General features: G+C 71.5%; 21 protein-coding genes and 1 pseudogene. 14 read left to right on the top strand and 8 right to left on the bottom strand.

The genetic code is table 11. The annotated features are described in order from the left end of the window. Window positions 1-21: 21 nt before the first annotated feature. From ADK64_RS02490 to ADK64_RS02460, 7 genes are all read left to right on the top strand, one after another. Window positions 22-690, top strand: coding sequence for a nitroreductase (locus tag ADK64_RS02490; protein WP_053654577.1), 669 nt, complete (start codon window positions 22-24; stop codon window positions 688-690). A gap of 100 nt (window positions 691-790) precedes the next feature. Further along, complete coding sequence (locus ADK64_RS02485) at window positions 791-1,519, top strand: SDR family oxidoreductase (protein WP_053654484.1); 729 nt, start codon at window positions 791-793, stop codon at window positions 1,517-1,519. A gap of 326 nt (window positions 1,520-1,845) precedes the next feature. Then, entirely contained in the window at window positions 1,846-2,403 is a 558-nt protein-coding gene (locus ADK64_RS02480; RefSeq protein ID WP_053654483.1) for a cupin domain-containing protein, read from the top strand. Window positions 2,404-2,566: 163 nt separating this feature from the next. After that, on the top strand, window positions 2,567-3,670 hold the full coding sequence (gene tsaD / locus ADK64_RS02475; protein WP_053654482.1) for a tRNA (adenosine(37)-N6)-threonylcarbamoyltransferase complex transferase subunit TsaD: 1,104 nt from the start codon (window positions 2,567-2,569) through the stop codon (window positions 3,668-3,670). Window positions 3,671-3,780: 110 nt separating this feature from the next. Then, a complete protein-coding gene (locus ADK64_RS02470) occupies window positions 3,781-5,436 on the top strand; it encodes a purine-cytosine permease family protein (RefSeq protein ID WP_053654481.1) in 1,656 nt (551 codons plus the stop codon). 671 nt (window positions 5,437-6,107) lie between these two features. Then, window positions 6,108-6,359 carry a hypothetical protein gene (locus ADK64_RS02465; RefSeq protein WP_053654576.1) on the top strand — a complete coding sequence of 84 codons (252 nt, stop codon included), beginning with the start codon at window positions 6,108-6,110 and terminating at the stop codon, window positions 6,357-6,359. 11 nt (window positions 6,360-6,370) lie between these two features. Continuing rightward, window positions 6,371-7,549 (top strand): SPFH domain-containing protein, encoded by a 1,179-nt coding sequence (locus ADK64_RS02460; protein WP_053654480.1) that lies wholly within the window; start codon window positions 6,371-6,373, stop codon window positions 7,547-7,549. 43 nt (window positions 7,550-7,592) lie between these two features. Here the strand turns inward: ADK64_RS02460 and ADK64_RS02455 are convergent, their stop codons facing one another. Together ADK64_RS02455 and ADK64_RS02450 are read right to left on the bottom strand one after the other, a co-directional pair. Then, window positions 7,593-8,231: an NAD(P)-dependent oxidoreductase gene (locus ADK64_RS02455; protein WP_234384442.1), complete on the bottom strand. Its 639-nt coding sequence runs from the start codon at window positions 8,229-8,231 to the stop codon at window positions 7,593-7,595. Continuing rightward, the gene (locus ADK64_RS02450; RefSeq protein ID WP_234384436.1) at window positions 8,152-9,243 is read right to left on the bottom strand and encodes an EamA family transporter; all 1,092 of its coding nucleotides are present in this window, start codon (window positions 9,241-9,243) and stop codon (window positions 8,152-8,154) included. Before ADK64_RS02450 ends, ADK64_RS02455 begins: the two co-directional genes overlap by 80 nt. 87 nt (window positions 9,244-9,330) lie before the next feature. Between ADK64_RS02450 and ADK64_RS02445 the strand changes: the two genes are divergently transcribed. Then, complete coding sequence (locus tag ADK64_RS02445) at window positions 9,331-10,260, top strand: LysR family transcriptional regulator (RefSeq protein ID WP_053654478.1); 930 nt, start codon at window positions 9,331-9,333, stop codon at window positions 10,258-10,260. A gap of 96 nt (window positions 10,261-10,356) precedes the next feature. Here ADK64_RS02445 and ADK64_RS02440 read toward each other — a convergent pair whose 3' ends face one another. Beyond that, window positions 10,357-11,148 carry an MBL fold metallo-hydrolase gene (locus ADK64_RS02440; RefSeq protein WP_053654477.1) on the bottom strand — a complete coding sequence of 264 codons (792 nt, stop codon included), beginning with the start codon at window positions 11,146-11,148 and terminating at the stop codon, window positions 10,357-10,359. Window positions 11,149-11,228: 80 nt separating this feature from the next. Here ADK64_RS02440 and ADK64_RS02435 point away from each other — a divergent pair, with 80 nt between their 5' ends. From ADK64_RS02435 to ADK64_RS02425, 3 genes are all read left to right on the top strand, one after another. Further along, window positions 11,229-11,852, top strand: coding sequence for a CGNR zinc finger domain-containing protein (locus tag ADK64_RS02435; RefSeq protein WP_053654476.1), 624 nt, complete (start codon window positions 11,229-11,231; stop codon window positions 11,850-11,852). Window positions 11,853-12,098: 246 nt separating this feature from the next. Further along, window positions 12,099-12,374, top strand: a complete 276-nt coding sequence (locus tag ADK64_RS02430; protein WP_053654475.1) for a hypothetical protein — start codon at window positions 12,099-12,101, stop codon at window positions 12,372-12,374. 300 nt (window positions 12,375-12,674) lie between these two features. Next, entirely contained in the window at window positions 12,675-14,420 is a 1,746-nt protein-coding gene (locus tag ADK64_RS02425; RefSeq protein WP_053654575.1) for a phosphatidylglycerol lysyltransferase domain-containing protein, read from the top strand. Window positions 14,421-14,444: 24 nt separating this feature from the next. Here ADK64_RS02425 and ADK64_RS02420 read toward each other — a convergent pair whose 3' ends face one another. The 4 genes and pseudogenes from ADK64_RS02420 to ADK64_RS02405 form a co-directional block, all read right to left on the bottom strand. Continuing rightward, a complete protein-coding gene (locus tag ADK64_RS02420; RefSeq protein ID WP_199829464.1) occupies window positions 14,445-15,881 on the bottom strand; it encodes a sensor histidine kinase in 1,437 nt (478 codons plus the stop codon). A 9-nt stretch (window positions 15,882-15,890) separates the two neighbouring features. Further along, window positions 15,891-16,634, bottom strand: coding sequence for a response regulator transcription factor (locus ADK64_RS02415; protein WP_078992451.1), 744 nt, complete (start codon window positions 16,632-16,634; stop codon window positions 15,891-15,893). 116 nt (window positions 16,635-16,750) lie between these two features. Next, a pseudogene (locus tag ADK64_RS02410) lies at window positions 16,751-17,062 on the bottom strand (5,10-methylene tetrahydromethanopterin reductase); the annotation flags it as partial. 4 nt (window positions 17,063-17,066) lie between these two features. Next, complete coding sequence (locus tag ADK64_RS02405) at window positions 17,067-17,471, bottom strand: hypothetical protein (protein WP_324614355.1); 405 nt, start codon at window positions 17,469-17,471, stop codon at window positions 17,067-17,069. Window positions 17,472-17,649: 178 nt separating this feature from the next. On the opposite strand from ADK64_RS02405, the gene ADK64_RS02400 reads away from it, so the two are divergent. From ADK64_RS02400 to ADK64_RS46520, 3 genes are read left to right on the top strand one after another with little or no spacing between them, the layout of a single operon-like run. Then, window positions 17,650-17,988 (top strand): YnfA family protein, encoded by a 339-nt coding sequence (locus ADK64_RS02400; RefSeq protein ID WP_053654471.1) that lies wholly within the window; start codon window positions 17,650-17,652, stop codon window positions 17,986-17,988. 54 nt (window positions 17,989-18,042) lie between these two features. After that, the gene (locus tag ADK64_RS02395; protein WP_053654470.1) at window positions 18,043-18,804 is read left to right on the top strand and encodes an SDR family NAD(P)-dependent oxidoreductase; all 762 of its coding nucleotides are present in this window, start codon (window positions 18,043-18,045) and stop codon (window positions 18,802-18,804) included. Beyond that, window positions 18,804-18,968: a hypothetical protein gene (locus ADK64_RS46520; protein WP_199829458.1), complete on the top strand. Its 165-nt coding sequence runs from the start codon at window positions 18,804-18,806 to the stop codon at window positions 18,966-18,968. The genes ADK64_RS02395 and ADK64_RS46520 overlap by 1 nt, the downstream gene beginning before the upstream one ends. Before the next feature lie 16 nt (window positions 18,969-18,984). On the opposite strand, the gene ADK64_RS02390 is transcribed toward ADK64_RS46520, so the two are convergent. Continuing rightward, window positions 18,985-20,178, bottom strand: coding sequence for an RtcB family protein (locus ADK64_RS02390; RefSeq protein WP_053654469.1), 1,194 nt, complete (start codon window positions 20,176-20,178; stop codon window positions 18,985-18,987). Window positions 20,179-20,313 lie beyond the last annotated feature (135 nt).

The raw sequence follows: 20,313 nt of genomic DNA, 5'->3' as shown, positions 1-20,313 counted from the left end.
AGCAGAGGGAGACGGGTGATCATGGACGTCTACGAGGCGGTCACGAGCCGACGAGCGGTGCGTCGATTCACCGACCGGCCTGTCCCGAGGAAGACGCTGGAGCGCGTGCTCTCCGCCGCGGCCTGGGCGCCGTCCGGATCGAACCTCCAGCCGTGGCACACCTACGTGCTGACCGACGCGCCACTGGCCGAAGTCAAGAAGCGGGCCGGCGAGCGCGTGGCCGCGGGCGACCCCTGGGACGCACCGGAGTACGAGATGTACCCGCCCGCACTGAAGTCTCCGTACCGCGAGCGCCGATCCGCCTTCGGCGAGCAGCGCTACGGCGCACTCGGCATCGCACGTGAGGACCTGGAGGCCCGCCAGCGGGCCGCCGCCGCGAACTGGGACTGCTTCGGCGCACCCGCTGCCCTGTTCTGCTACATCGACAAGGACATGGGTTCGCCCCAATGGGCCGATGCCGGCATGTATCTGCAGACCGTCATGCTGCTGCTGCGCGCCGAAGGGCTGCACAGCTGCACGCAGATGGCCTGGGCGAAGTACCACAAGACCGTCGCGGAGGTCCTGTCACCGCCGGACGGACTCATCCTCTTCTGCGGCATGTCGATCGGATTCGAAGACGTCACGGCGGGCGACGCCCGCACGGGCCGGGCGCCGCTGCACGAGACGGTCACGTTCGTCGACGGTCTCTGAGGCCCACTCCTCCCCGGTCGGCCAACCAGCCGTTTCATGCCGCACCCACCTAGCGGCTCATATGCCATATTGCGCACGTAAACCCGACGAAAGGCATGCTATGAAGATCGCAGTCATCGGCGGTACCGGACTGATCGGGTCGCAGGTCGTCAAGAACCTGAACGCCGCCGGGCACGAGGCGGTACCGCACTCGAAGTCCACCGGGGTCGACATCATCAGCGGCCAGGGACTGGACGAGGCGGTGGCGGGAGCCGACGTCGTCGTCAACCTGACGAACTCCCCGACCTTCGACGAAGCCTCCCTCCCCTTCTTCCAGACCTCGATGGACAACCTCCTGGCCGCGGCCGACAAGGGCGGCGTCGGCCATTTCGTCATCCTCTCGATCGTCGGCGTGGACCAGGTGCCGGAGCTGGACTACTACCGCGCCAAGGCGCTCCAGGAGAAGATCCTCGCGGGTGGGCCGATTCCCTACTCGATCGTGCGGGCCACGCAGTTCATGGACTTCATGGACGCGGTCCTGTCGTGGACCTCGGACGCCGACACCGTCCGGCTGCCCGCCACGCCCATCCAGCCCATCGCCTCCCAGGACGTGGCCACCGCGGTGGCGGAGGTCGCCGCGGGCGCCCCGCTGAACGGCATCCGCAACATCGCCGGCCCCGAGATCTTCACCCTGGACGAGCTGGGCCGGATCACCCTGTCGCACAAGGGCGACAGCCGGACCGTCGTCATCGACCCCACCGCCGGCATGTTCGCCGTCGTCAAGGGCGACGTGCTCACCGACCAGAACGCCCGCCTCGCCCCCACCCGCTACGCCGACTGGCTCTCCTGACATCCCCGCACTGTCGACGGGCGGACGGGCGGAGCAGACCGAGGAGGCGGATGTTCTTGGATGTCTTCGAGGCGGGCCGAGGCGGTGATGTAGAAGCCCGTCAGGTCGTCCCAGGTGAGCGGGTTGCCGAAGATCCGCGCCCACGGCGCGGCCGCCGGGTCGTCCTGCGGGCTCCGGCCGAGGCGGGAGCGGAAGACGATGCCCGGAGTGCCGATTCCCGCCCCGAGCGGACGAAGAGGGTCTGTGGATGGGAATTCGAGTACTCCTCAAGGGCAAAATCTTACGGTTTCGGCGATCACCGACCGTCTACTCAAGGAGTTGATCCCGTGGGCGATCTCATCGTCCTTCCGGGCCAGGGGCGAAAACTGGTCACCAAGGCACAGGAAGTAACCTTCAAGGCCACCGGAGCGCAGGGCTCCTCGGTGTCCATCTTCGAGGTCGTCGTTCCGCCGGGATTCGACACCGGTGCGCACTTCCACCAGCACTCGCAGGAGTTCTTCTACATCCTGGAGGGCGAGTTGGAACTCATGGCGTTCGAGCCGACCGAGCGCACGGACGACGACTGGCTCGACTGGGAGTCCGCCGACGGCGACCGCCTCGTCCGCGCGGGCGAGGGCAGTAGCATGTTCGTCCCGCCCAACACTCCGCACGCGTTCAGGAATGCCACGGACAGACCCGTGCGCATGCTGTTCCAGTGCTTCCCGTCGCCCGATCACGAACTCTACTTCGAGGAAATAGCGGAGATCTGGTCGACCTGCCGGTCCGTGGACGCCGAGGCCGTGGCACGTATGCGCAGCCGTTACGACGTCAGGCAGATCACGCCCATGCGATTCGAGCCGGCCGCGGTCCAGGCCGCCGGGGCGGCAGCGGCACCGGCGAACTGACCCCCGGGCGGACCATCGGCCAAAGACCGCCCGGCCGGCCGGAAGGCTCCCGTGGGGCACACGTCCCCGCGGGAGCCTCGTGCGTCCAGCCCGGGCGCCCGACACGGGGCTTCCTTATTGCATACTAGTTGTAATAAGGATCTTCTTGCAGAGAGGCGCAGCCATGGGCGGCTCCCCCATCGTGCTCGGTATCGAGTCGTCCTGCGACGAGACCGGTGCGGGGCTCGTCCGGGAAGGGCGGCTGCTCGGGCATGCGGTGGCGTCGAGCATGGACGAGCACGCCCACTACGGCGGCGTCGTACCGGAGATCGCGGCCCGCGCGCACGTGCACGCGGTCCGACCGGTGGTCGAACGCGCCCTGGACGAAGCCGGACTGCGGCTCACCGACATCGGCGCGGTGGCGGTGACCACCGGGCCGGGCCTGTCCGGCGCGCTCCAGGTCGGGCTGGCCGGGGCGAAGGGGCTGGCCTACGCGCTCGGTGTCCCGCTGCACGGTGTCCACCACCTCGCCGGCCACGTCGCCGCCGACACGCTCGAACACGGCCCGCTGCCCAACCCCTGCATGGTGCTGATCGTCTCCGGCGGCCATACGTCGTTGCTCCTCGTCCGCGACCTCGCCCGCGATCCCCTCGTCCACCTCGGCGACACCCTCGACGACGCCGCCGGGGAGTGCTTCGACAAGGTCGCGCGGGTCTTCGGGCTGCCGTATCCCGGCGGTCCGGCCATCGACCGGGCAGCGCGCGTGGGGGATCCGCGCGCTGTCCCCCTCCCCCGCCCCTTGCCGGGCTCGTACGACTTCTCCTTCTCGGGTCTGAAGACGGCGGCGGCGCGCTGGGCCGAGAGCCACGCGGGCGCGGAACTGCCGGTCGCCGACGGGGCCGCGTCCCTCCAGGAGGCGGTCGCGGACGTGCTGACCCGCAAGGCGGTCGCGGCCTGCGAGGCGCACGGCGTGGGCACGCTGGTCGTGGTCGGCGGGGTCGCCGCCAACTCACGGGTGCGCGCGCTGGCCGAGGAGAGGTGCCGGGCCGCCGGGCTCACCCTGCGCGTGCCGCCTCTGCGGCTGTGCACGGACAACGGCGCGATGATCGCCGCCGTCGGCGACCTCCTCGTCCGCGCCGGAGCCGAACCGGCGCCCCTGGACGTGTCCGTCGACCCGTCGGCGCCCCTGGAGTACGCGGCCCTGCATCCCGCGGCCCACCCCCGCAGGCCCTCGCAGCAGGTGAGTTCTCGGAAACGTCGCGTTCACGACGACAGGAATCGACGGTAACAACGGGTTCCTAGCGTGACGGTCCGTCGGCTCCCCCGTCCTGCCGATGACGCCAAGCGGGGCCCTGCTCCCGACGGAGTACCCGCACCCGCATCATCCGGAGGCGCGACATGAGCACCACCGAGTCACGGCTGACGACGCCGGAGCCGGCGAAATCCACCGAGGACCAGGCGGTCAGGGAGACCCTGGAGGACTACACCCTCCGCTTCGCTCCCCGCAGTTACCGCCGCTGGACCCCCATGGTCGTGGCGACCACCGCACTCGGCGGCATCGCCTACATGGCCGACTTCTCCATCGGCGCCGGCATCGGACTGACCCACGGCACCGGCAACGCGCTCGTGGCCATCGCGGTGGCCGCGGTCGTCATCTTCGTCACCGGCTTCCCGCTGGCGTACTACGGCGCCCGCTACAACATCGACCTCGACCTGATCACCCGGGGCTCCGGCTTCGGCTACTACGGTTCGGTCCTCACCAGCGTCATCTTCGCCAGCTTCACCTTCATCTTCTTCGCCCTCGAAGGCTCGATCATGGCCCAGGGCCTCAAGCTCGGCCTCGGACTGCCGCTGTGGCTGGGCTACCTGATCTCCACGCTCATGGTCATCCCGCTGGTGATCTACGGCATGAAGGCGCTCAGCAAGCTCCAGGTGTGGACGACCCCCGTCTGGCTGCTGCTGATGATCGGCCCGCTGGTCTACCTGATCGCCACCGACCCCGGCACGGTCGACCGCTTCCTGGCCTACGCCGGCACGGACGGCGACGGCGGCATCGACACCGCGTCCGTGCTGCTGGGTGCGGGCGTGTGCCTGTCGTTGATCGCGCAGATCGGCGAGCAGATCGACTATCTGCGCTTCATGCCACCCAAGACCGAGGCCAACAAGCGCACTTGGTGGACCGCCGTGGTCATGGCCGGTCCCGGCTGGGTGGTGCTCGGCGCGCTGAAGCAGGCCATCGGTGTCTTCCTCGCCGTCTACGTCCTCGCGAAGGTCGGCCCGGCCGCCGCGACCGAGCCGATCCAGCAGTTCCGCGGCGCCTTCGACGCGATGATGCCGTCCTGGATGGTCGTCCCGCTGGCCGTGGCCCTGGTGGTCATCAGCCAGATCAAGATCAATGTGACGAACGCGTACTCCGGTTCGCTGGCCTGGACGAACTCCTTCACCCGGGTCACCCGGCACTACCCCGGCCGCATGGTCTTCGTGCTGGTCAACCTCGGCTTCGCGCTCGCCCTGATGGAGGCCGACATGTTCAGCTTCCTCAACAGCATCCTCGGCTTCTACTCGAACTGCGCGATCGCCTGGGTCGTCACCGTGGCCACCGACATCGGCGTCAACAAGTACGTACTGAAGCTGTCCCCGCGCCGGCCGGAGTTCCGCCGGGGCATGCTGTACGCCGTCAACCCGGTCGGCGTCGTGGCCTTCGTCGCCGCCTCCGGCCTGTCGATCGCGATGTACTTCCACCTGCTCGGCGACGCCCTGCAGCCGTACTCCCCGGTGGCCGCGGCCGTGATCGCCTTCGTCCTGACCCCGCTGACGGCGATCGTCACCAAGGGCCGGTACTACCTCCGCCGCACCGACGACGGCATCACCGAGCCCCTCCTCGACGCGGCCGGCAACCCCAGCGCGGTCACCCTCGACTGCCACGTCTGCCGCCGGCCGTACGAACGCCCGGACCTGACGGCCTGCGCCACCCACGACGCGGTCGTCTGTTCCCTGTGCCTCAGCACCGACAAGACCGGCGACCACGTACTGCCGGTCGCCGCCCAGCCGTAGTACGCGCGCCGTAGTACGGCGCGAGGAGCATCGGACGGGCCGCCGCACGGGTACGCCGTCAGCACCGCGGCCGAAGAGCCGACCGGCCGTACGGCGCGCCGGTCCGCTGGAGGCCCGCGACCAACTGCCCTCCGAACCGGGGCAGATGGCCCGTGTCCGCGCCGCCGGCCGCACGCGAGCGCCGCGGCACGGGCATCGGCAGGGAGGTGCCGCGGCGGGCGTCCGGCCCTGGCCCGGCACCGTCACGGGGGCCGTGCGGCTCTGGGCGCACCCCGGCGACCGGCCCCAGACGTTCCCCGGCCGGCCCCGCCGCGTCATGCCCGCCGCACTGGTCGCGCCGACCGCGGCCACCGGCCCGCCCCGCTGCCGCTCGGCATCACCCTCGCCGCACCGCTCCCGGCCCGGCCGCCGTCACCGGGCCCCTCGCTCGCGGCCCCTGGCCGCCGCAGCACCGGAACCCCCCGCACACCCCCTTGCCCCGACGGCCGTCGTCGTACCGGCCTGCGCGCCGTGCGACCGGGGTTGCGGAGGAACCCGGCCGGCCGGGGCGAGTTCGTGCCCACCCTCTGGAAGCTACGGTTCCGGAACGCCTCGCAGTGAGACCGTTGGGTCCCGGCCCCAGTGCGACTATCGTCGGAATCCTGAGGTCAGGACGAGGAGGACGGCCGGTGATGCCGCAGGACGAGGCCGTGATCGGCTGTACGGGCAGGGTGCTCATCGGGACGCGCGGCTCCGCGGGCCCCGGCGAAGTGCTGGTCCGGGTCAGAGGCGGCTCCGAGACCTTCCTGGCCTGGTCCGAGGATCCCCTGCCTGCGGGCGCTACGGTCCTCGTGATCGAATCACGGGGGCGCCGCGAGGTCGGCGTCATCGAGTGGGTGGATCCATTGGACGCGCTCGACGGAGACACCGCCGGCGCAAGCTGAGGAGTACAGGCATGTTCGGATACCGCGTTCCCGCTCCCGACGAGGCGATGTTGATCTCGGGAGGCAGGCGGGGACTGGGGGGCGCTCCGTTCCGCGTGGTCACTGGCCATGGCAAGTTCGTGGTCCCGTTCTTCCGCAAGACCCGCTTCCTCTCCCTGGCCATGTGCGAGGCCGAGGTCACCGAGACCTGTGTGACCAAGCAGGGCATCTCGCTGCACGTTCGCGCAGTCATCGCCTTCAAGGTCGGCAACGACTCCGAGAGCATCATCAACGCAGGTCAGCGCTTCCTCTCCGACCAGGAGCAGATGTCGGTGCTGACCGGCCGGATCTTCGCCGGCCACCTGCGGGCCATCATCGGCTCGATGACCGTCGAGGAGATCGTCACCGAGCGACAGAAGCTCGCCGCCGAGGTGCTCGACACCTCGAAGGTGGAGATGGCGAAGATCGGCCTGATCGTCGACTCGCTCCAGATCCAGTCGATCGACGACGGCGACACCGGCTACATCGCCGCGATGTCCGCCCCGCACAAGGCGGCCATCCAGCGCCAGGCCCAGATCGCCCAGGCGCAGGCCACCCAGGCCTCGGTCGAGGCCGAGCAGGCGGCGGCCCGCAAGCAGGCCGAGTACGCCCGGCAGACCGCCGTCGTCCAGGCCGAGTACTCGGCCGAGGTGGACCGCGCCCAGGCGCAGGCCGCCCAGGCCGGACCGCTGGCGCAGGCCCACGCGCAGCAGGAGGTGCTCGCCGCGCAGACCGAACTGGCCGAGCGGCAGGCCGAGTTGCGCCAGCAGCAGCTGGTCGCCGAGGTCGTCAAGCCCGCCCAGGCCGAGGCCGAGCGGGTCAGGATCCTCGCCGCCGCCGAGGCCCAGCGCATGAAGATCCAGGCGGAGGCCGCGGCCTCCTACGACCGGGTGGCGCTGGACCGGATGATCATCGACCAGCTCCCGCAGATCGTGAAGGAGGCCGCCGGCGGTCTGGCCGGCGCCAACGTCAACGTCCTCAACGGCGCAGACGGCCTCGGCGAGATCGCCGCCGGTCTGGTCTCGCAGGGCCTGACGATCCTCGACTCGGTCCGGCACAACCTGAACGGCGGCCAGGACAAGAGCGACAACGACAACGACACCGGCCTGCTCCAGCTGCGCTCGGGCAAGGACCGGATGCCGGGCGACGACGGTCCGGTCAACGTCGACTAGCCGACCGGCCGACCAGCCGACCGGGGACCGCCCGCCGGCCGTCTCACGCCGGCGCGTACGCGTCCTCGTGGGCGACCGTGATGTGACGGTCCCGGCCGGGCGACTCCAGCTCGTCCAGCACGGCCACGGCCAGATCCTCGACGCTGATGGACGACCGTCCGTCGGCGCCGGTGAGCAGGGTGTCGGTGCCACGCCGGTAGCGGCCGGTCCGCTCGCCGGGCTCCAGCAGGGCCGGCGGGCTCAGACAGACCCAGTCGGCACCGGCGTGGGCCTGACAGGCCCGCAGCTGGGCGACGCCGGCCACGGCGACGGCCCGGTGCTCCGCGGGCACGTACACGGGGTTCTCGGCGACCAGCAGTTCGCGGTCGTCCGGGCTGCGCAGCGCGCCGGCGCCGCCGACCACGAGCACCCGGATCCCGAGCCGTGCGGCGGCGTCCAGCACCGTCCGGGTGGCGCCGACCAGGAACTCCTGGTCGGCGGGGAACGTCCGTACGGCCAGTACGACGGCGTCGGCGACCCCGGACCCGGCGGACCCGGCGAGCGCCTCGCGCACGGCGGCCGCGTCGGTGACGTCGACCGCGACCGGCGTCACTCCCGGGTCCTCACCCGTCGGCGTCCGGGACAGCGCCAGCACCCGGTGCCCGCGTGCCCTGGCCTCGGAGGTCACCCGGCCGCCGACCATCCCGGTGGCGCCGAGCACGGCGATCGTCAGCCCCGCCGTCCTCCCCGCCGTCATCTCTGCGGCCATCCCCGTGGCCGTCCTTGTGGCCTTCCTCGTGGTCATCGCAACTCTCCTTCTCCTGCCGGGTCTTCCTGGATCCGAGGGGACTGAACTGGGCGGCCAGCAGCGCGGTCAGGGCCGCCACGAAACCGAGGGTCTGCGCCACGCTCAGCGACTCCCCCCGGGCGAGGCCGATGGCGGTCGCGACCAGCGGGGACAGCAGCACCAGCGGGGCCGACGCGCCGACCGGGAGACGGCCGATCCCGCGGAACCACAGGGTGTACGCGATCAGCCCGCCCATGCTGCCGAGCCAGAGGTAGCCGGCGGCGGCGCCCGCGTCGATCCGCCCCGGTATCCCCTCGAACCCGAGCGTGAGCGGGAGCATCAGCAGTCCGCCGCAGGTCAGTTGCCAGCCGGCCAGGGCCAGCGGGCCGACCTCCGCGGGCCGGCCCCAGCGCTTGGTGAGGACGACCCCGCCCGCCATGGTCGCCGTATGCCCGAGGCCGGCGAGCACCCCGACGGCGTCCATTCCGGCTCCCGGTCCGAGTACGACGAGTCCGACGCCGAGCACGCCGGTCACCGCCCAGGCCAGCCGCCAGGCCGAGGGCCGCTCGTGCAGCAGCGCCATGGCCAGCCCGGCGACCAGCAGGGGCTGGGCGGCGCCGAGGGTGGCGGCGACCCCGCCGGGCAGCCGTTCGGCCGCCACGAACAGCAGCGGCATGGCACCGATGTTGAGGGCGCCGAGCACCGCGGTCCGCCACCACCACTCCCCGCGCGGCAGCACCCGGGTGATCGCCAGGGCGAGCAGTCCCGCGGGCAGGGCACGCATCAGCCCGGCGAACAGCGGATGCCCGGGCGGGAGCAGCCGCGTGGTCACGGCGTACGTGGTGCCCCAGGAGGCGGGGGCGAGCGCGGTCAGGGCGACGGTCGCCGCCCGCGCCGGGTACCGGTGCGTGGGGTGCGTGGCGTGCATGGGGGAAGTCTCGGCAGGAGGCCGCCATGATTCCAAAGCATCATTGTCATCACAGCCATGCACAAAACCGATCGATACGGTGGGCACGTGGATCTTCAGCAGCTGCGCTACGTCGTAGCCGTCGCCGACACCCTCAACTTCACCCGTGCCGCCGAGCGCTGCCTCGTCGTGCAGTCGTCCCTCAGTCACCGGATCGCCGCCCTGGAGCGGGAGTTGGGGGTCCGGCTGTTCGCCCGGTCCAGTCGCCGGGTCGAACTGACCGGCGCGGGCGCGGCGTTCCTCGTCGGCGCCCGCGAGTGTCTGGCCGCGGCCGACCGGGCCGTCGCGGACGCGGCCGCCGCGGCCGGGGTGGTACGCGGACGGCTCGGGGTCGGCGTCATCGTGACCACGGCCGCCGTGGACGTACCGGAGTTGCTGCAGCGATATCGCGCCGAACACCCGGAGGTGGCGGTCGCGTTGCGGTCCGGACGCAGCGACGACCTGGCGGCGGCGATCCGCGCCGGTGAGCTGGACATCGCGTTCCTGGGCCTGCCGGAGGGCGAGCGGCCGGCCGGGGTGGAGACGGTCGTCCTCGATCACGACGAGCATGTCCTGGTGGTGCCGGCCGGGCACCGGCTGGCGGGCGGGTCCCGGGTGACGCTGGCACAGATCGCCGGGGAGACGTTCGTGGACTTCGTGGCGGGGACGCCCGCGCGGGCCCAGTCGGACCAGGCGTTCACCGCCGCGGGTCTGGTCCGCGAAGTGGCGTACGAGGCCGGGGTGGTGGAGTTGATCACGCGGCTGGTCGGGCGCGGGCTCGGTGTCGCGCTGCTGCCGTCGGCGTTCATCCGGCCGCTCGCCGCCGGAGACCCCGAACTGGCCCTGGTTCCGCTGGCGGACGGGCCGCACCGGCTGGAGTACCTGGCGTGGAGCCGCTTCAACCCCAGCCCGGCCACCCGGGCGATGCTCGACGTCCTCGGGGTCCGGCCGGCCGCGTCCGACCGGCCCGGCACGGACGGGCACAGCCACGGCGGCTGACCGGAACGCCACGCGCCGGACGCGGCGCGACCGGCTCGGGGACCGGGGGCAAGGGCCGGTCGGCGCCGCCGATCAGCCGACCGCGGCAGGGCGGCGTCAGGGCCCCTCGAGCCGACCCCGCAGGCCCGCCTCCGTGAACGCCGAGACGATCTCCTCACGGCCCTCCGTGAAGTGGGCCCAGCTGTCGCAGTGGGCCGGGACCACCCGTCGCGCACCGAGCAGCCCGGCGGCGACGGCCGCGCCCTTGCCGTCGAGGACGAGGAGGGCGTCGTCCAGGACCGGCATGCGGGGTGCGCCGGCGAAGAGGACGGCGGTGTCGACGGGGCCGTACCGGTCGGCGATCTGCTGGACCAGCTCCAGGGAGGCGTTGTCGCCGCTGACGTAGACGCTGGGCAGGTCGGCGGAGGTCAGCAGGAATCCGGTGACCTCGCCGACGATCGGTTCGGAGCCCTTGGGGCCGTGCAGCGCGGGGGCGCCGGTCACGGTGACCGTACCGCCGTCGGGGCGCGGCAGCTCGACGGACTGCCACGCAGTGAGCGGCTCGGCGCCGCCGCCCAGCCGTTCCGCCGCCGCCGGCGTGGTGAAGGTGCGCGGGGTGGCGGCGAGCACGGCGCGTCCGGAGTGGTCGAGGTTGTCGGCGTGCTGGTCGTGCGAGAGCAGGACCACGTCGACGGGGCCCAGCTCGGCGGCGCTCGTGCGTGGCGGGGCGGTCTTGGTCAGGGTGCGGCCGCTGGGCGAGGGGTAGTCGCCGGGGTCGTCGAACGTCGGGTCGGTGAGGAAGCGGACGCCGCCGTACTCGATGAGGACGGTGGGACCGCCGAGGACACGGACGGGTATCCGCTCGCCGGACACGGAAAGCTCAGCGGTTTCGGCGTACTCAGCGGACATGACAGCTCACCTCACGGATAGCAGGGACATCATCCGTGAGGGACGCTACCCCTTCCTCACGGATCACGGCAAGCCGTACCATGAGAATCGTGAGTCCCGAAAACACCCGCGACCCAGCCCCGCCCCCCGCCCCCGGCGCCGAGCGGCACCTCGCCCTCGACCTCGCCAACAGCGTGATCACCCAGCCCGGCGGACGACGGACGGACCTCCTCGACACCCCCGCCGCCGCGCAGCGCTGGCTGGTGGACCGGGGCCTCGCCCCCGCCGACGCCGATCTGCGCGAGACGTGCGCGAGCCGGCTGCGGGCCCTGCGCGAGCGGATCCGTCCGCTGCTCGCCGCCCGGATCGACGGCCGCCCCGCCCCGCCCGACGCCCTGGACGCCGTCAACGAGGCACTGACCCGCGCCCCGGCCGCCTCCCTGCTGCACTGGTCCCCGCAGCGCGGCCTCCACCGCGCCGCCGCGCACCCCACCACCCAGATCATGGAGCGCGCCCTGGCCGCCCTCGCCGCCGACGCCGCCGACCTGCTGACCGGCCCCGACGCCGACCGCCTCATCGCCTGCGGCTCCGCCCCCTGCAGCCGCTACCTGCTCCGGCACGGCCGCCGCCACTGGTGCTCCACCCGCTGCGGCGACCGCGCCCGTGCGGCCCGCGCCTACGCCCGCCGCACCGGCAGGGACGAAGAGGAGCGGGCAGCGCCGTAGCAGGCCCGGCACGCATGAGGAGCCGCACGTAAGAAGCCCCACACAAGAAGCCACGCGCGAGAAGGTGCGCCTAAGAAGGTGCGCGTAAGAGAGCGGGGCGAGAACCCACCGGCAACAGACCCGACTCGTACGGGTGGCTTACCCGCACTCCCGCCGGTGACCTCGGCCCGGCGGCGGCACTCGGAAACCCTACGTATTGTAGGTTCCCAACCGCCAGCGGCCACACGTCTGTTCAACGGGGGACCCATGCCGGACACCGGGACGCAAGCCAGCGGGGAGGCCCGTGCGCGCAGTCTCGCGCCGACGGTGACCCTGCTGGTCGTCAGCCTGATCATCGCCGCCGTAGGCGTGTACGAGCTGTGCGGCTTCGGCCTGCACAGCCTGGACCGGCGTCCGCATCTGTTCAGCGACGGCCTCGCGACCGGCGGGGTGATCGTCGCCGCCGTGGCGGCCGGCGCGGCGGTGGGCAATCTGGCCTGGCATCTGACGGCGGCCCGCCGCGGCCAGGGTAAGTCCGGGTAAGACGGACACAGGGAGTTCCAAGGAAGGCGGACACAGGGAGATCCGGTAAGAGCGGATGCCGGTACGCTCCCGGTGAGCCCCGGCGCCCGGGCCATTCCCGTCCGCTCCGTATGAATCCGGTGAATGGCGCCGCATCGGGGCCGCGCTCACGCACTCCCGCGCTTACCCTACGAGCTGTAGGGTGAGCGTTTTGTCCTGTCCCCTCCCCACTCAAGGTGACCAGTCACCATGCCCGCTCAGCAGTCGGCCCTCATCGACGCGCAGGTCCCCGGTCAACGCGGTACCCGCCGCGAGTTCCAGATGCCCGCACCCAGCCCCCGGCTGCGCGCGGCGGCGGCCTCGACCACCGTCTGGTACCTGCGGCTGATCGCCGTGGTCAACGTCCTCGCGGTCGTCTCACTGCCGTTCCGCGAAGAGGTCCACGAGCACAACACCAGCAAACTCTTCACCCCGCACCAGGCCCATCCGCACCACGTGGGCGCCTTCTTCACGCCGTACCTGGCCACCGGCGGTCTGGTCTCGGCCACGCTCGCGATCTTCCTGATGCTGGTGATGCGCCGCCGCAAGCGGGCCGCGTGGGTGACCAACATGCTGCTCGCCGCCCCGCTCCTGCTCGTCTACGTCCTCGGCCTCACCCAGGACCGGTACGCCGACCACGTCTTCAACTGGGTCTCCGCCGCCCTGACCGCCCTGTTCGTCGCCGCCCTGCTGATCGGCCGGCGCGAGTTCAACGCGGTCGGCGACCCCTCCAACCCGAAGCTGGCGCTCGCCGTCGGCGCGGGCGCACTGCTCGCCACGGGCGGCCTCGGCACCCTGCTGGTGCACGCCACCAACAAGCTGCCCGGCGCCGGCCTGACCGACGAGATCTTCTACACGTACCTGCGCGGCATCAGCGTCGGCATCTTCGCCGACCGCATCGACCACGTCCACGCGCCCCGCTGGACCGACATCACGGTCAACATCCTGCTCGCCGCCGCCTTCTGCCTGGTCCTGTACGCCTGCTTCCGCTCCCCGCGCGGCCGCCGGCTGCTCACCGCCGAGGACGAGGAGAAGCTGCGCGCACTGCTCGACAAGCACGGCGCCCGCGACTCCCTCGGCTACTTCGCCCTGCGCCGCGACAAGGCCGCCGTCTTCTCCCCCACCGGCAAGGCGGCCGTCACCTACCGCGTCGTCGGCGCGGTCTCCCTCGCCTCCGGCGACCCCATCGGCGACCCCGAGGCCTGGCCCGGCGCCATCGACGCCTGGCTGGCGGAGGCCCGCAGCCACGCCTGGACCCCGGCCGTGATGGGCGCGAGCGAGGAGGCCGGCACGATCTACGCCCGCCATGGCCTGGACGCGCTGGAACTCGGGGACGAGGCGATCGTCGACATCGCGGACTTCACCCTGGAGGGCCGCGCCATGCGTGTGGTCCGCCAGGCCCACAACCGGGTCAAGCGAGCCGGGTACACCGTCCGCGTCCGCCGCCACGAGGACATCCCCGCCGAGGAGATGGCCCTGCTCATCGAGCGCGCCGACGACTGGCGCGACGGCGCCACCGAGCGCGGCTTCTCCATGGCCCTCGGCCGGCTCGGCGACGCGGGGGACGGCCGCTGCGTGATGCTGGAGTGCCGCGACGCGAACGACGAACCGCGCGCCCTGCTCAGCTTCGTCCCCTGGGGCGAGAACGGCCTCTCCCTGGACCTGATGCGCCGCGACCGCGACTGCGAGAACGGCCTGATGGAGTACATGGTCGTCGAACTCCTCCTCCAGGCGAAGGAGCTGGGCGTCCAGCGGGTCTCGCTGAACTTCGCCATGTTCCGCTCGGTCTTCGAACGCGGCGCCCGGCTCGGCGCGGGCCCGGTCCTGCGCCTGTGGCGCTCCACCCTCACCTTCTTCTCCCGCTGGTGGCAGATCGAGTCCCTCTACCGCGCCAACGCCAAGTACCGCCCGGTCTGGGAACCCCGCTTCCTCCTCTTCGCCAAGTCCAGCGACATCCCGAGGATCGGCCTGGCGAGCGCCCGTGCGGAGGGGTTCCTCACGCTGCCGGGGATGGGTGAGCGGTCGTAGGAGGGCTCCGGCTCCGGCGCAAGGTCAGCCGCCGGAGCCGCCCTTCACGATCCCGCCGCCGACGGTGAACCCGATGACCGCGCCGCCGCCCTCGCGCCGGAAGGCGAACGGCGCTCCGCCGTGGGCCATGGCGACCTCGCGGACGATGGACAGCCCGAGGCCCGAACCCGGCAGGGAGCGCGCGTCGGCGGCCCGGTAGAAGCGGTCGAAGATACGGATGAGGTCGCCCTCGGCGATGCCCGGCCCCCGGTCCAGCACCTCCACCCGTACGGTCCCGGGCCGCGCCGGTCCGGTGATGTTGATCTCGATCGGCGCCTTGCCGTCCCGGTCGAACTTGGCGGCGTTCTCCACGAGGTTGGACATGGCCCGCTGGAGCATCCCGGGCCGCCCGTCGGTGCTCGTGTCGCCGCTCGTGTGCAGGACGACCTCGCGGCCGGTGCGGCGCTTGGCCAGCCCCACCACCTCCTCGGCGATGTCGGCGAGGTCCACCTGCTGCGGCGGCTCCGTGTCGGACTGGCCGGCGGCGAGGTCGACCAGCTCGTTGACCAGGTCGGTCAGTTCCCGGGCCTCCTGGCCGAGGTCGGCGACCAGCTCCTCGCGGGTCGCGGGCGGCAGCTCGTCGATACGGCGGAGCAGGGAGATGTTGGTGCGCAGGGAGGTCAGCGGGGTGCGCAGTTCGTGGCCCGCGTCCTGGACGAGGCGGCGCTGGTCCTCCTCGGACTGCGCGAGCCGGCCCAGCATCCGGTCGAAGGCACGCCCGAGCCGCCCCACCTCGTCCAGACCGGCGACCGGCACCTCGATGCCCAGCCGGCGGGTGCGGGCCACGTCCTCCGCGGCGGAGGTGAGGATCACCAGCCGCCGGGTGATCCGCCGGGCCAGCCACCAACCGAAGAGCCCGGCCGCCACCACCACGGCCGCCATCAGGATCAGCGTGCGCTGCTGCAGGGTCCGCAGCAGGTCCTCGGTGTCGCTGAACTCCTGCGCGACCTGGACCGCGCCCCGCCCGTCGCCGAGCGAGACGGTGGCGATACGGAACAGGTCCTCGTCCACCCGCACGTCCTTGTGCTCGACCACCTTCCCGGCGGTCTGCGCGAGGGCCATGGCCTTGTCGTGGGAGGTGACGGGCAGCACCGGGTTGCCGTGGTCCACGATCTGGCCCTGCGCGCCCAGCACCTGCACATCGGTACGGGCCGGCCGGACCAGATCATGCCCCGGCCGGGACGAGGAGAAGTCCTCGGGCACCATCTCGTGCTGCCGTACCTCGTCCCGCACGTCCTGCACGACCTGCGAGAACACCGTCTGCTGGTCGACGCGGACCAGCCGGGCGGCGGAGCTGTACGACACGATGCCGACGAGGATCGTGACCGCGGCGGTGACGGCCGCGAAGGAGACGACGAAGGTGGTGCGCAGGGAGACCAGCTTGGGCCGGCGCCGGGCCAGCAACCGCCGCAACCGCCGCAGGCGGCCCACTCAGTCCTCCCGGAGCACGTAACCCACGCCCCGCACGGTGTGGATCAGCTGCGGGGCGCCGGGCTCGTCCAGCTTGCGGCGCAGGTAGCCGACGTACACGGCGAGGTTCTTGGAGCCGGGTCCGAAGTCGTACCCCCAGATCCGGTCGTAGATCGTGGAGTGGTCGAGCACGATGCCGGCGTTGCGCACGAGCAGTTCGAGCAGCTCGAACTCGGTGCGGGTCAGCTCCAGCTCGCGCTTGCCGCGCCAGGCCCGGCGGGCCTGCAGGTCCATACGGATACCGGCGGCTTCCACCTGCCGGTCGGAGATCTGGACGTCGGCCCGCCCGGTGTCGGTCCCGTTCCCGCCGCCGCTGCCGCCGGTCGTGGCGGGCACCGGGCTGGTACGGCGCAGGAGCGCGCGCAGCCGCGCGAAGACCTCTTCCACGTCGAACGGCTTGACGACGTAGTCGTCGGCCCCGGCGTCCAGGCCCGCGATACGGTCGGCGGTCTCCACGAGGGCGGTGAGCATGAGGATCGGGGTGCGGTTGCCCTCGGCACGCAGCACCCGGCAGACCTGGAGACCGTCGATCCCGGGCATCATCACATCGAGGAGGAGGACATCCGGCGGCGTCTTGTGGGCCTGCGCCAGCGCTTCCACACCGTCGGCGACCGCCGTCACCTCATACCCCTCCAGGGTCAGGGCACGCTCCAGGGCATGACGGATGGCACGGTCGTCTTCGGCGAGCAGCACAGTCTGGGGCACGCACCCAGTCTGCCAAGGCCGCCGCCCGTTCGGCCGGGACGGGCGGGCCTACGATCACCCTTTTTACCGCTCTCTCACCGTCACAAAGGAACCCGACCCCGCCCCCTACCGTCCTCTCACCATCGCACGGAGGTCGCGGTGGAGGCCCCGCTCCGCGCGCGGGCCGACAGGCAAGCGTGCGTCGGCGCCTCGGGGACGTCCGCCGGACGGCCGACGGCGAACTCCTTCCGCAGCACCGGCACGACCTCCTCGCCCAGCAGGTCGAGCTGCTCCAGCACGGTCTTCAGGGGCAGCCCCGCATGATCCATGAGGAACAGCTGGCGCTGGTAGTCGCCGGCGTACTCGCGAAAGCCCGGCGTCTTCTCGATCACCTGCTGCGGGGAGCCGACGGTCAGCGGGGTCTGCTCGGTGAAGTACTCCAGCGAGGGCGCCTCAGAACGCGTACGCGTCCCCGGTGTCCAGCACGAGCACCTTCAGCCGGTCGTTCGACCGGTCCTTGTCCACCACTCCGCCGCCCCACGCCGTGTCGATCTCCAGCGTGAACTCCGACGGCTGCTCCTCCAGCCGTACCGCCACCCGCAGCTGCTCCCCCGTCGTGTCCGCCGCCAGCCCGCCCGTCCCGCACAGCACCGTCCGCTCGTCCTCCCGCGCACACCGCGCGGGCAACTGCTGCGCCGGGGCCAACGGCACCGACCAGCGCAGCCGCACGCTCGCGTCCGAAACGGCGTCGGGCCCGTTGTTCCGCGGGGTCAGCCGCACCTCCACCTTGCCCCCGTCCATCGACGCGGTCCCGTGAAAGGCCAGGTCGGCCTCGGACACCGGAACCGGAGCCGCCACAGCTCCCCCCGGCACCAGGACCACACCGGCACACACCCCCGACACCGCCAAAGCCCGCATCCGCATCCGCACGCCGCTCACCACTCCCCACTGCCGTCGGCCCGACTGCCGTACGCAGGGATGTATGCCACCCGAGCCACCTCTCAGGCGCCCTCCAACAGGTGACAGGCTGGTGCCCATGCCGATCCTCCGCTCCGCCGCCCTGTTCGTCGTCGCCGCGCTGTTCGAGATCGGCGGTGCCTGGCTGATCTGGCAAGGCGTGCGGGAGCACAGGGGCTGGCTGTGGATGACCGGCGGAGTCCTCGCCCTCGGCGCGTACGGCTTCGTCGCCACCTTCCAGCCCGACGCCCACTTCGGCCGCATCCTGGCCGCGTACGGCGGCATCTTCGTGGCGGGCTCGATCCTGTGGGGGATGGTCGCCGACGGCTACCGCCCCGACCGCTACGACGTCACGGGCACCCTCATCTGCCTCGTCGGCATGGCCGTGATCATGTGGGCGCCGCGGAACGGCGCCTGAACCTCACTTACGCTGGGCGGAGCCCACCGCCACCGGAACACCAGGAGTTGCCCCATGGCCCCCGCCTCCCGCATCGCCGTCGTCACCGGTGCGAGCAGCGGCATCGGAGCCGCCACCGCCCGGCAGCTCGCCGAGGCCGGCTACCGCGTCGTCCTCACCGCCCGCCGCGCGGACCGCATCGAGGCGATCGCCGAGGAGCTGACGAAGGCGGGCCACTCGGCGACGGCGTACCCGCTGGACGTGACGGACCGCGCGGCGGTCGACGAGTTCGCGACGGCCTTCGCCGCGATCGGCGTCCTGGTCAACAACGCGGGCGGCGCCCTCGGCGCGGACCCGGTGGCCACCGGCGACCCGGCGCAGTGGCGCGCGATGTACGAGACGAACGTCATCGGCACCCTGAACGTCACCCAGGCCCTGCTCCCCAAGCTGGAGGCGAGCGGCGACGGCGTGGTGGTGGTCGTCTCCTCCACCGCCGGCTTCGGCACGTACGAGGGCGGCGCGGGCTATGTCGCCGCCAAGCACGGCGAGCACGTCCTCGCCGAGACCCTCCGCCTGGAGATCGTCGGCCGGCCGGTGCGCGTCATCGAGATCGCCCCCGGCATGGTCAAGACCGACGAGTTCGCCCTGACCCGCTTCGGCGGCGACAAGGAGCGGGCGGAGAAGGTCTACCAGGGCGTGGCGGAACCCCTCACCGCGGACGACGTGGCCGAGACGATCACCTGGACGGTCACCCGCCCCAGCCACGTCAACGTCGACCTCCTGGTGCTGCGCCCCCGCGCCCAGGCCTCCAACACCAAGGTCCACCGGGAACCGTGATGCCCGAGGCCGACTCCCCCGACCTTCCCGACTCACTCGAAAAACGCCGCCTGGCCGAAGAGACCAGGAACGAACGCAAGGTCTGGTACTTCCTCGCCTACTTCCTCTTCGGCATCCACATCGTGGCCTTCGTCATGATCTACGCGGTCCGGCACGGGAAGTGAGCACGCGTGGAGGGCGTCAGCCCTTCACGCAGACCACCTGCCTGAGCTTCGCCACGACCTCCACGAGGTCCCCCTGCTGGTCGATGACCTGGTCGATCGACTTGTAGGCGCCCGGGATCTCGTCCACGACGCCGGAGTCCTTGCGGCACTCCACGCCCCGGGTCTGCTCCTCCAGGTCCTTCGTCGAGAAACGCTTCTTCGCGGCGTTACGGCTCATCCGCCGACCCGCGCCGTGCGAGGCCGAGTTGAAGGCCTTCTCGTTGCCGAGACCCTTCACGATGTACGAGCCCGTCCCCATGGAGCCCGGGATGATCCCGTACTCGCCGGAGCCGGCCCGGATCGCGCCCTTGCGGGTGACGAGCAGGTCCATGCCCTCGTACCGCTCCTCCGCCACGTAGTTGTGGTGGCAGGAGATCTCCGGCTCGAAGACCGGCTTGGCCTTCTTGAACTCCTTGCGGATCACGTCCTTCAGGAGCGCCATCATGAGCGTGCGGTTGTACTTGGCGTACTCCTGCGCCCAGAACAGGTCGTTGCGGTAGTCCGCCATCTGCGGGGTGTCCGACACGAAGACGGCGAGGTCACGGTCGACCAGGCCCTGGTTGTGCGGGAGCTTCTGGGCCACGCCGATGTGGTGCTCGGCGAGTTCCTTGCCGATGTTGCGGGAGCCGGAGTGAAGCATGAGCCATACAGAACCGGCCGTATCTATGCACACCTCGACAAAGTGGTTACCGCTTCCGAGCGTTCCCATCTGCTTCGAGGCGCGTTCCTGACGGAATTTGACCGCATCAGCAACCCCCTCGAACCGCCCCCAGAAGTCGTCCCACCCCGACGTGGCCAGCCCGTGGAACCGCCCCGGCTCGACCGGGTCCTCATGCATCCCCCGGCCCACCGGAATCGCCTGCTCGATCTTCGAGCGCAGGCGGGAGAGGTCGCCCGGCAGGTCGTTGGCCGTCAGCGACGTCTTCACCGCCGACATCCCGCAGCCGATGTCCACCCCGACCGCCGCCGGGCACACCGCGCCCTGCATCGCGATCACCGAGCCGACCGTCGCGCCCTTGCCGTAGTGGACGTCCGGCATGACGGCCAGGCCCTTGATCCACGGCAGGGTCGCCACGTTCTGGAGCTGGCGCAGGGCCACGTCCTCGACCGTCGCGGGGTCCGTCCACATCCGGATCGGTACCTTCGCGCCCGGCATCTCCACATACGACATGACTTCCCCATTCCCCCGTACACAACAACAAAAGACTTAAAAGCAGCAAAACGCAAAAGCGGCGCCAAGGTCGATGAAATAGGACAGGGGACCGGCGTCCACCGCAGTGCGTGCGATACACATTGTCTCCAGGGG

This window comes from Streptomyces sp. MMG1121 (assembly GCF_001280015.1).
Taxonomy (GTDB): domain Bacteria; phylum Actinomycetota; class Actinomycetes; order Streptomycetales; family Streptomycetaceae; genus Streptomyces.
This window is presented reverse-complemented; position numbering and strand designations above follow the sequence as displayed.

Excerpts from the sequence above, each read along its gene's own strand:
- ADK64_RS02395 (WP_053654470.1), top strand. The coding sequence starts at position 18,043 with ATGGCCCCCGCCTCCCGCATCGCCGTCGTCACCGGTGCGAGCAGCGGC.
- ADK64_RS02460 (WP_053654480.1), top strand. The coding sequence starts at position 6,371 with ATGTTCGGATACCGCGTTCCCGCTCCCGACGAGGCGATGTTGATCTCG.
- tsaD (WP_053654482.1), top strand. The coding sequence starts at position 2,567 with ATGGGCGGCTCCCCCATCGTGCTCGGTATCGAGTCGTCCTGCGACGAG.
- ADK64_RS02425 (WP_053654575.1), top strand. The coding sequence starts at position 12,675 with ATGCCCGCACCCAGCCCCCGGCTGCGCGCGGCGGCGGCCTCGACCACC.
- ADK64_RS02450 (WP_234384436.1), bottom strand. The coding sequence starts at position 9,243 with ATGCACGCCACGCACCCCACGCACCGGTACCCGGCGCGGGCGGCGACC.
- ADK64_RS02490 (WP_053654577.1), top strand. The coding sequence starts at position 22 with ATGGACGTCTACGAGGCGGTCACGAGCCGACGAGCGGTGCGTCGATTC.
- ADK64_RS02400 (WP_053654471.1), top strand. The coding sequence starts at position 17,650 with ATGCCGATCCTCCGCTCCGCCGCCCTGTTCGTCGTCGCCGCGCTGTTC.
- ADK64_RS02435 (WP_053654476.1), top strand. The coding sequence starts at position 11,229 with ATGAGAATCGTGAGTCCCGAAAACACCCGCGACCCAGCCCCGCCCCCC.
- ADK64_RS02485 (WP_053654484.1), top strand. The coding sequence starts at position 791 with ATGAAGATCGCAGTCATCGGCGGTACCGGACTGATCGGGTCGCAGGTC.
- ADK64_RS46520 (WP_199829458.1), top strand. The coding sequence starts at position 18,804 with ATGCCCGAGGCCGACTCCCCCGACCTTCCCGACTCACTCGAAAAACGC.
- ADK64_RS02390 (WP_053654469.1), bottom strand. The coding sequence starts at position 20,178 with ATGTCGTATGTGGAGATGCCGGGCGCGAAGGTACCGATCCGGATGTGG.
- ADK64_RS02440 (WP_053654477.1), bottom strand. The coding sequence starts at position 11,148 with ATGTCCGCTGAGTACGCCGAAACCGCTGAGCTTTCCGTGTCCGGCGAG.
- ADK64_RS02470 (WP_053654481.1), top strand. The coding sequence starts at position 3,781 with ATGAGCACCACCGAGTCACGGCTGACGACGCCGGAGCCGGCGAAATCC.
- ADK64_RS02465 (WP_053654576.1), top strand. The coding sequence starts at position 6,108 with ATGCCGCAGGACGAGGCCGTGATCGGCTGTACGGGCAGGGTGCTCATC.
- ADK64_RS02430 (WP_053654475.1), top strand. The coding sequence starts at position 12,099 with ATGCCGGACACCGGGACGCAAGCCAGCGGGGAGGCCCGTGCGCGCAGT.
- ADK64_RS02455 (WP_234384442.1), bottom strand. The coding sequence starts at position 8,231 with ATGGTCGGCGGCCGGGTGACCTCCGAGGCCAGGGCACGCGGGCACCGG.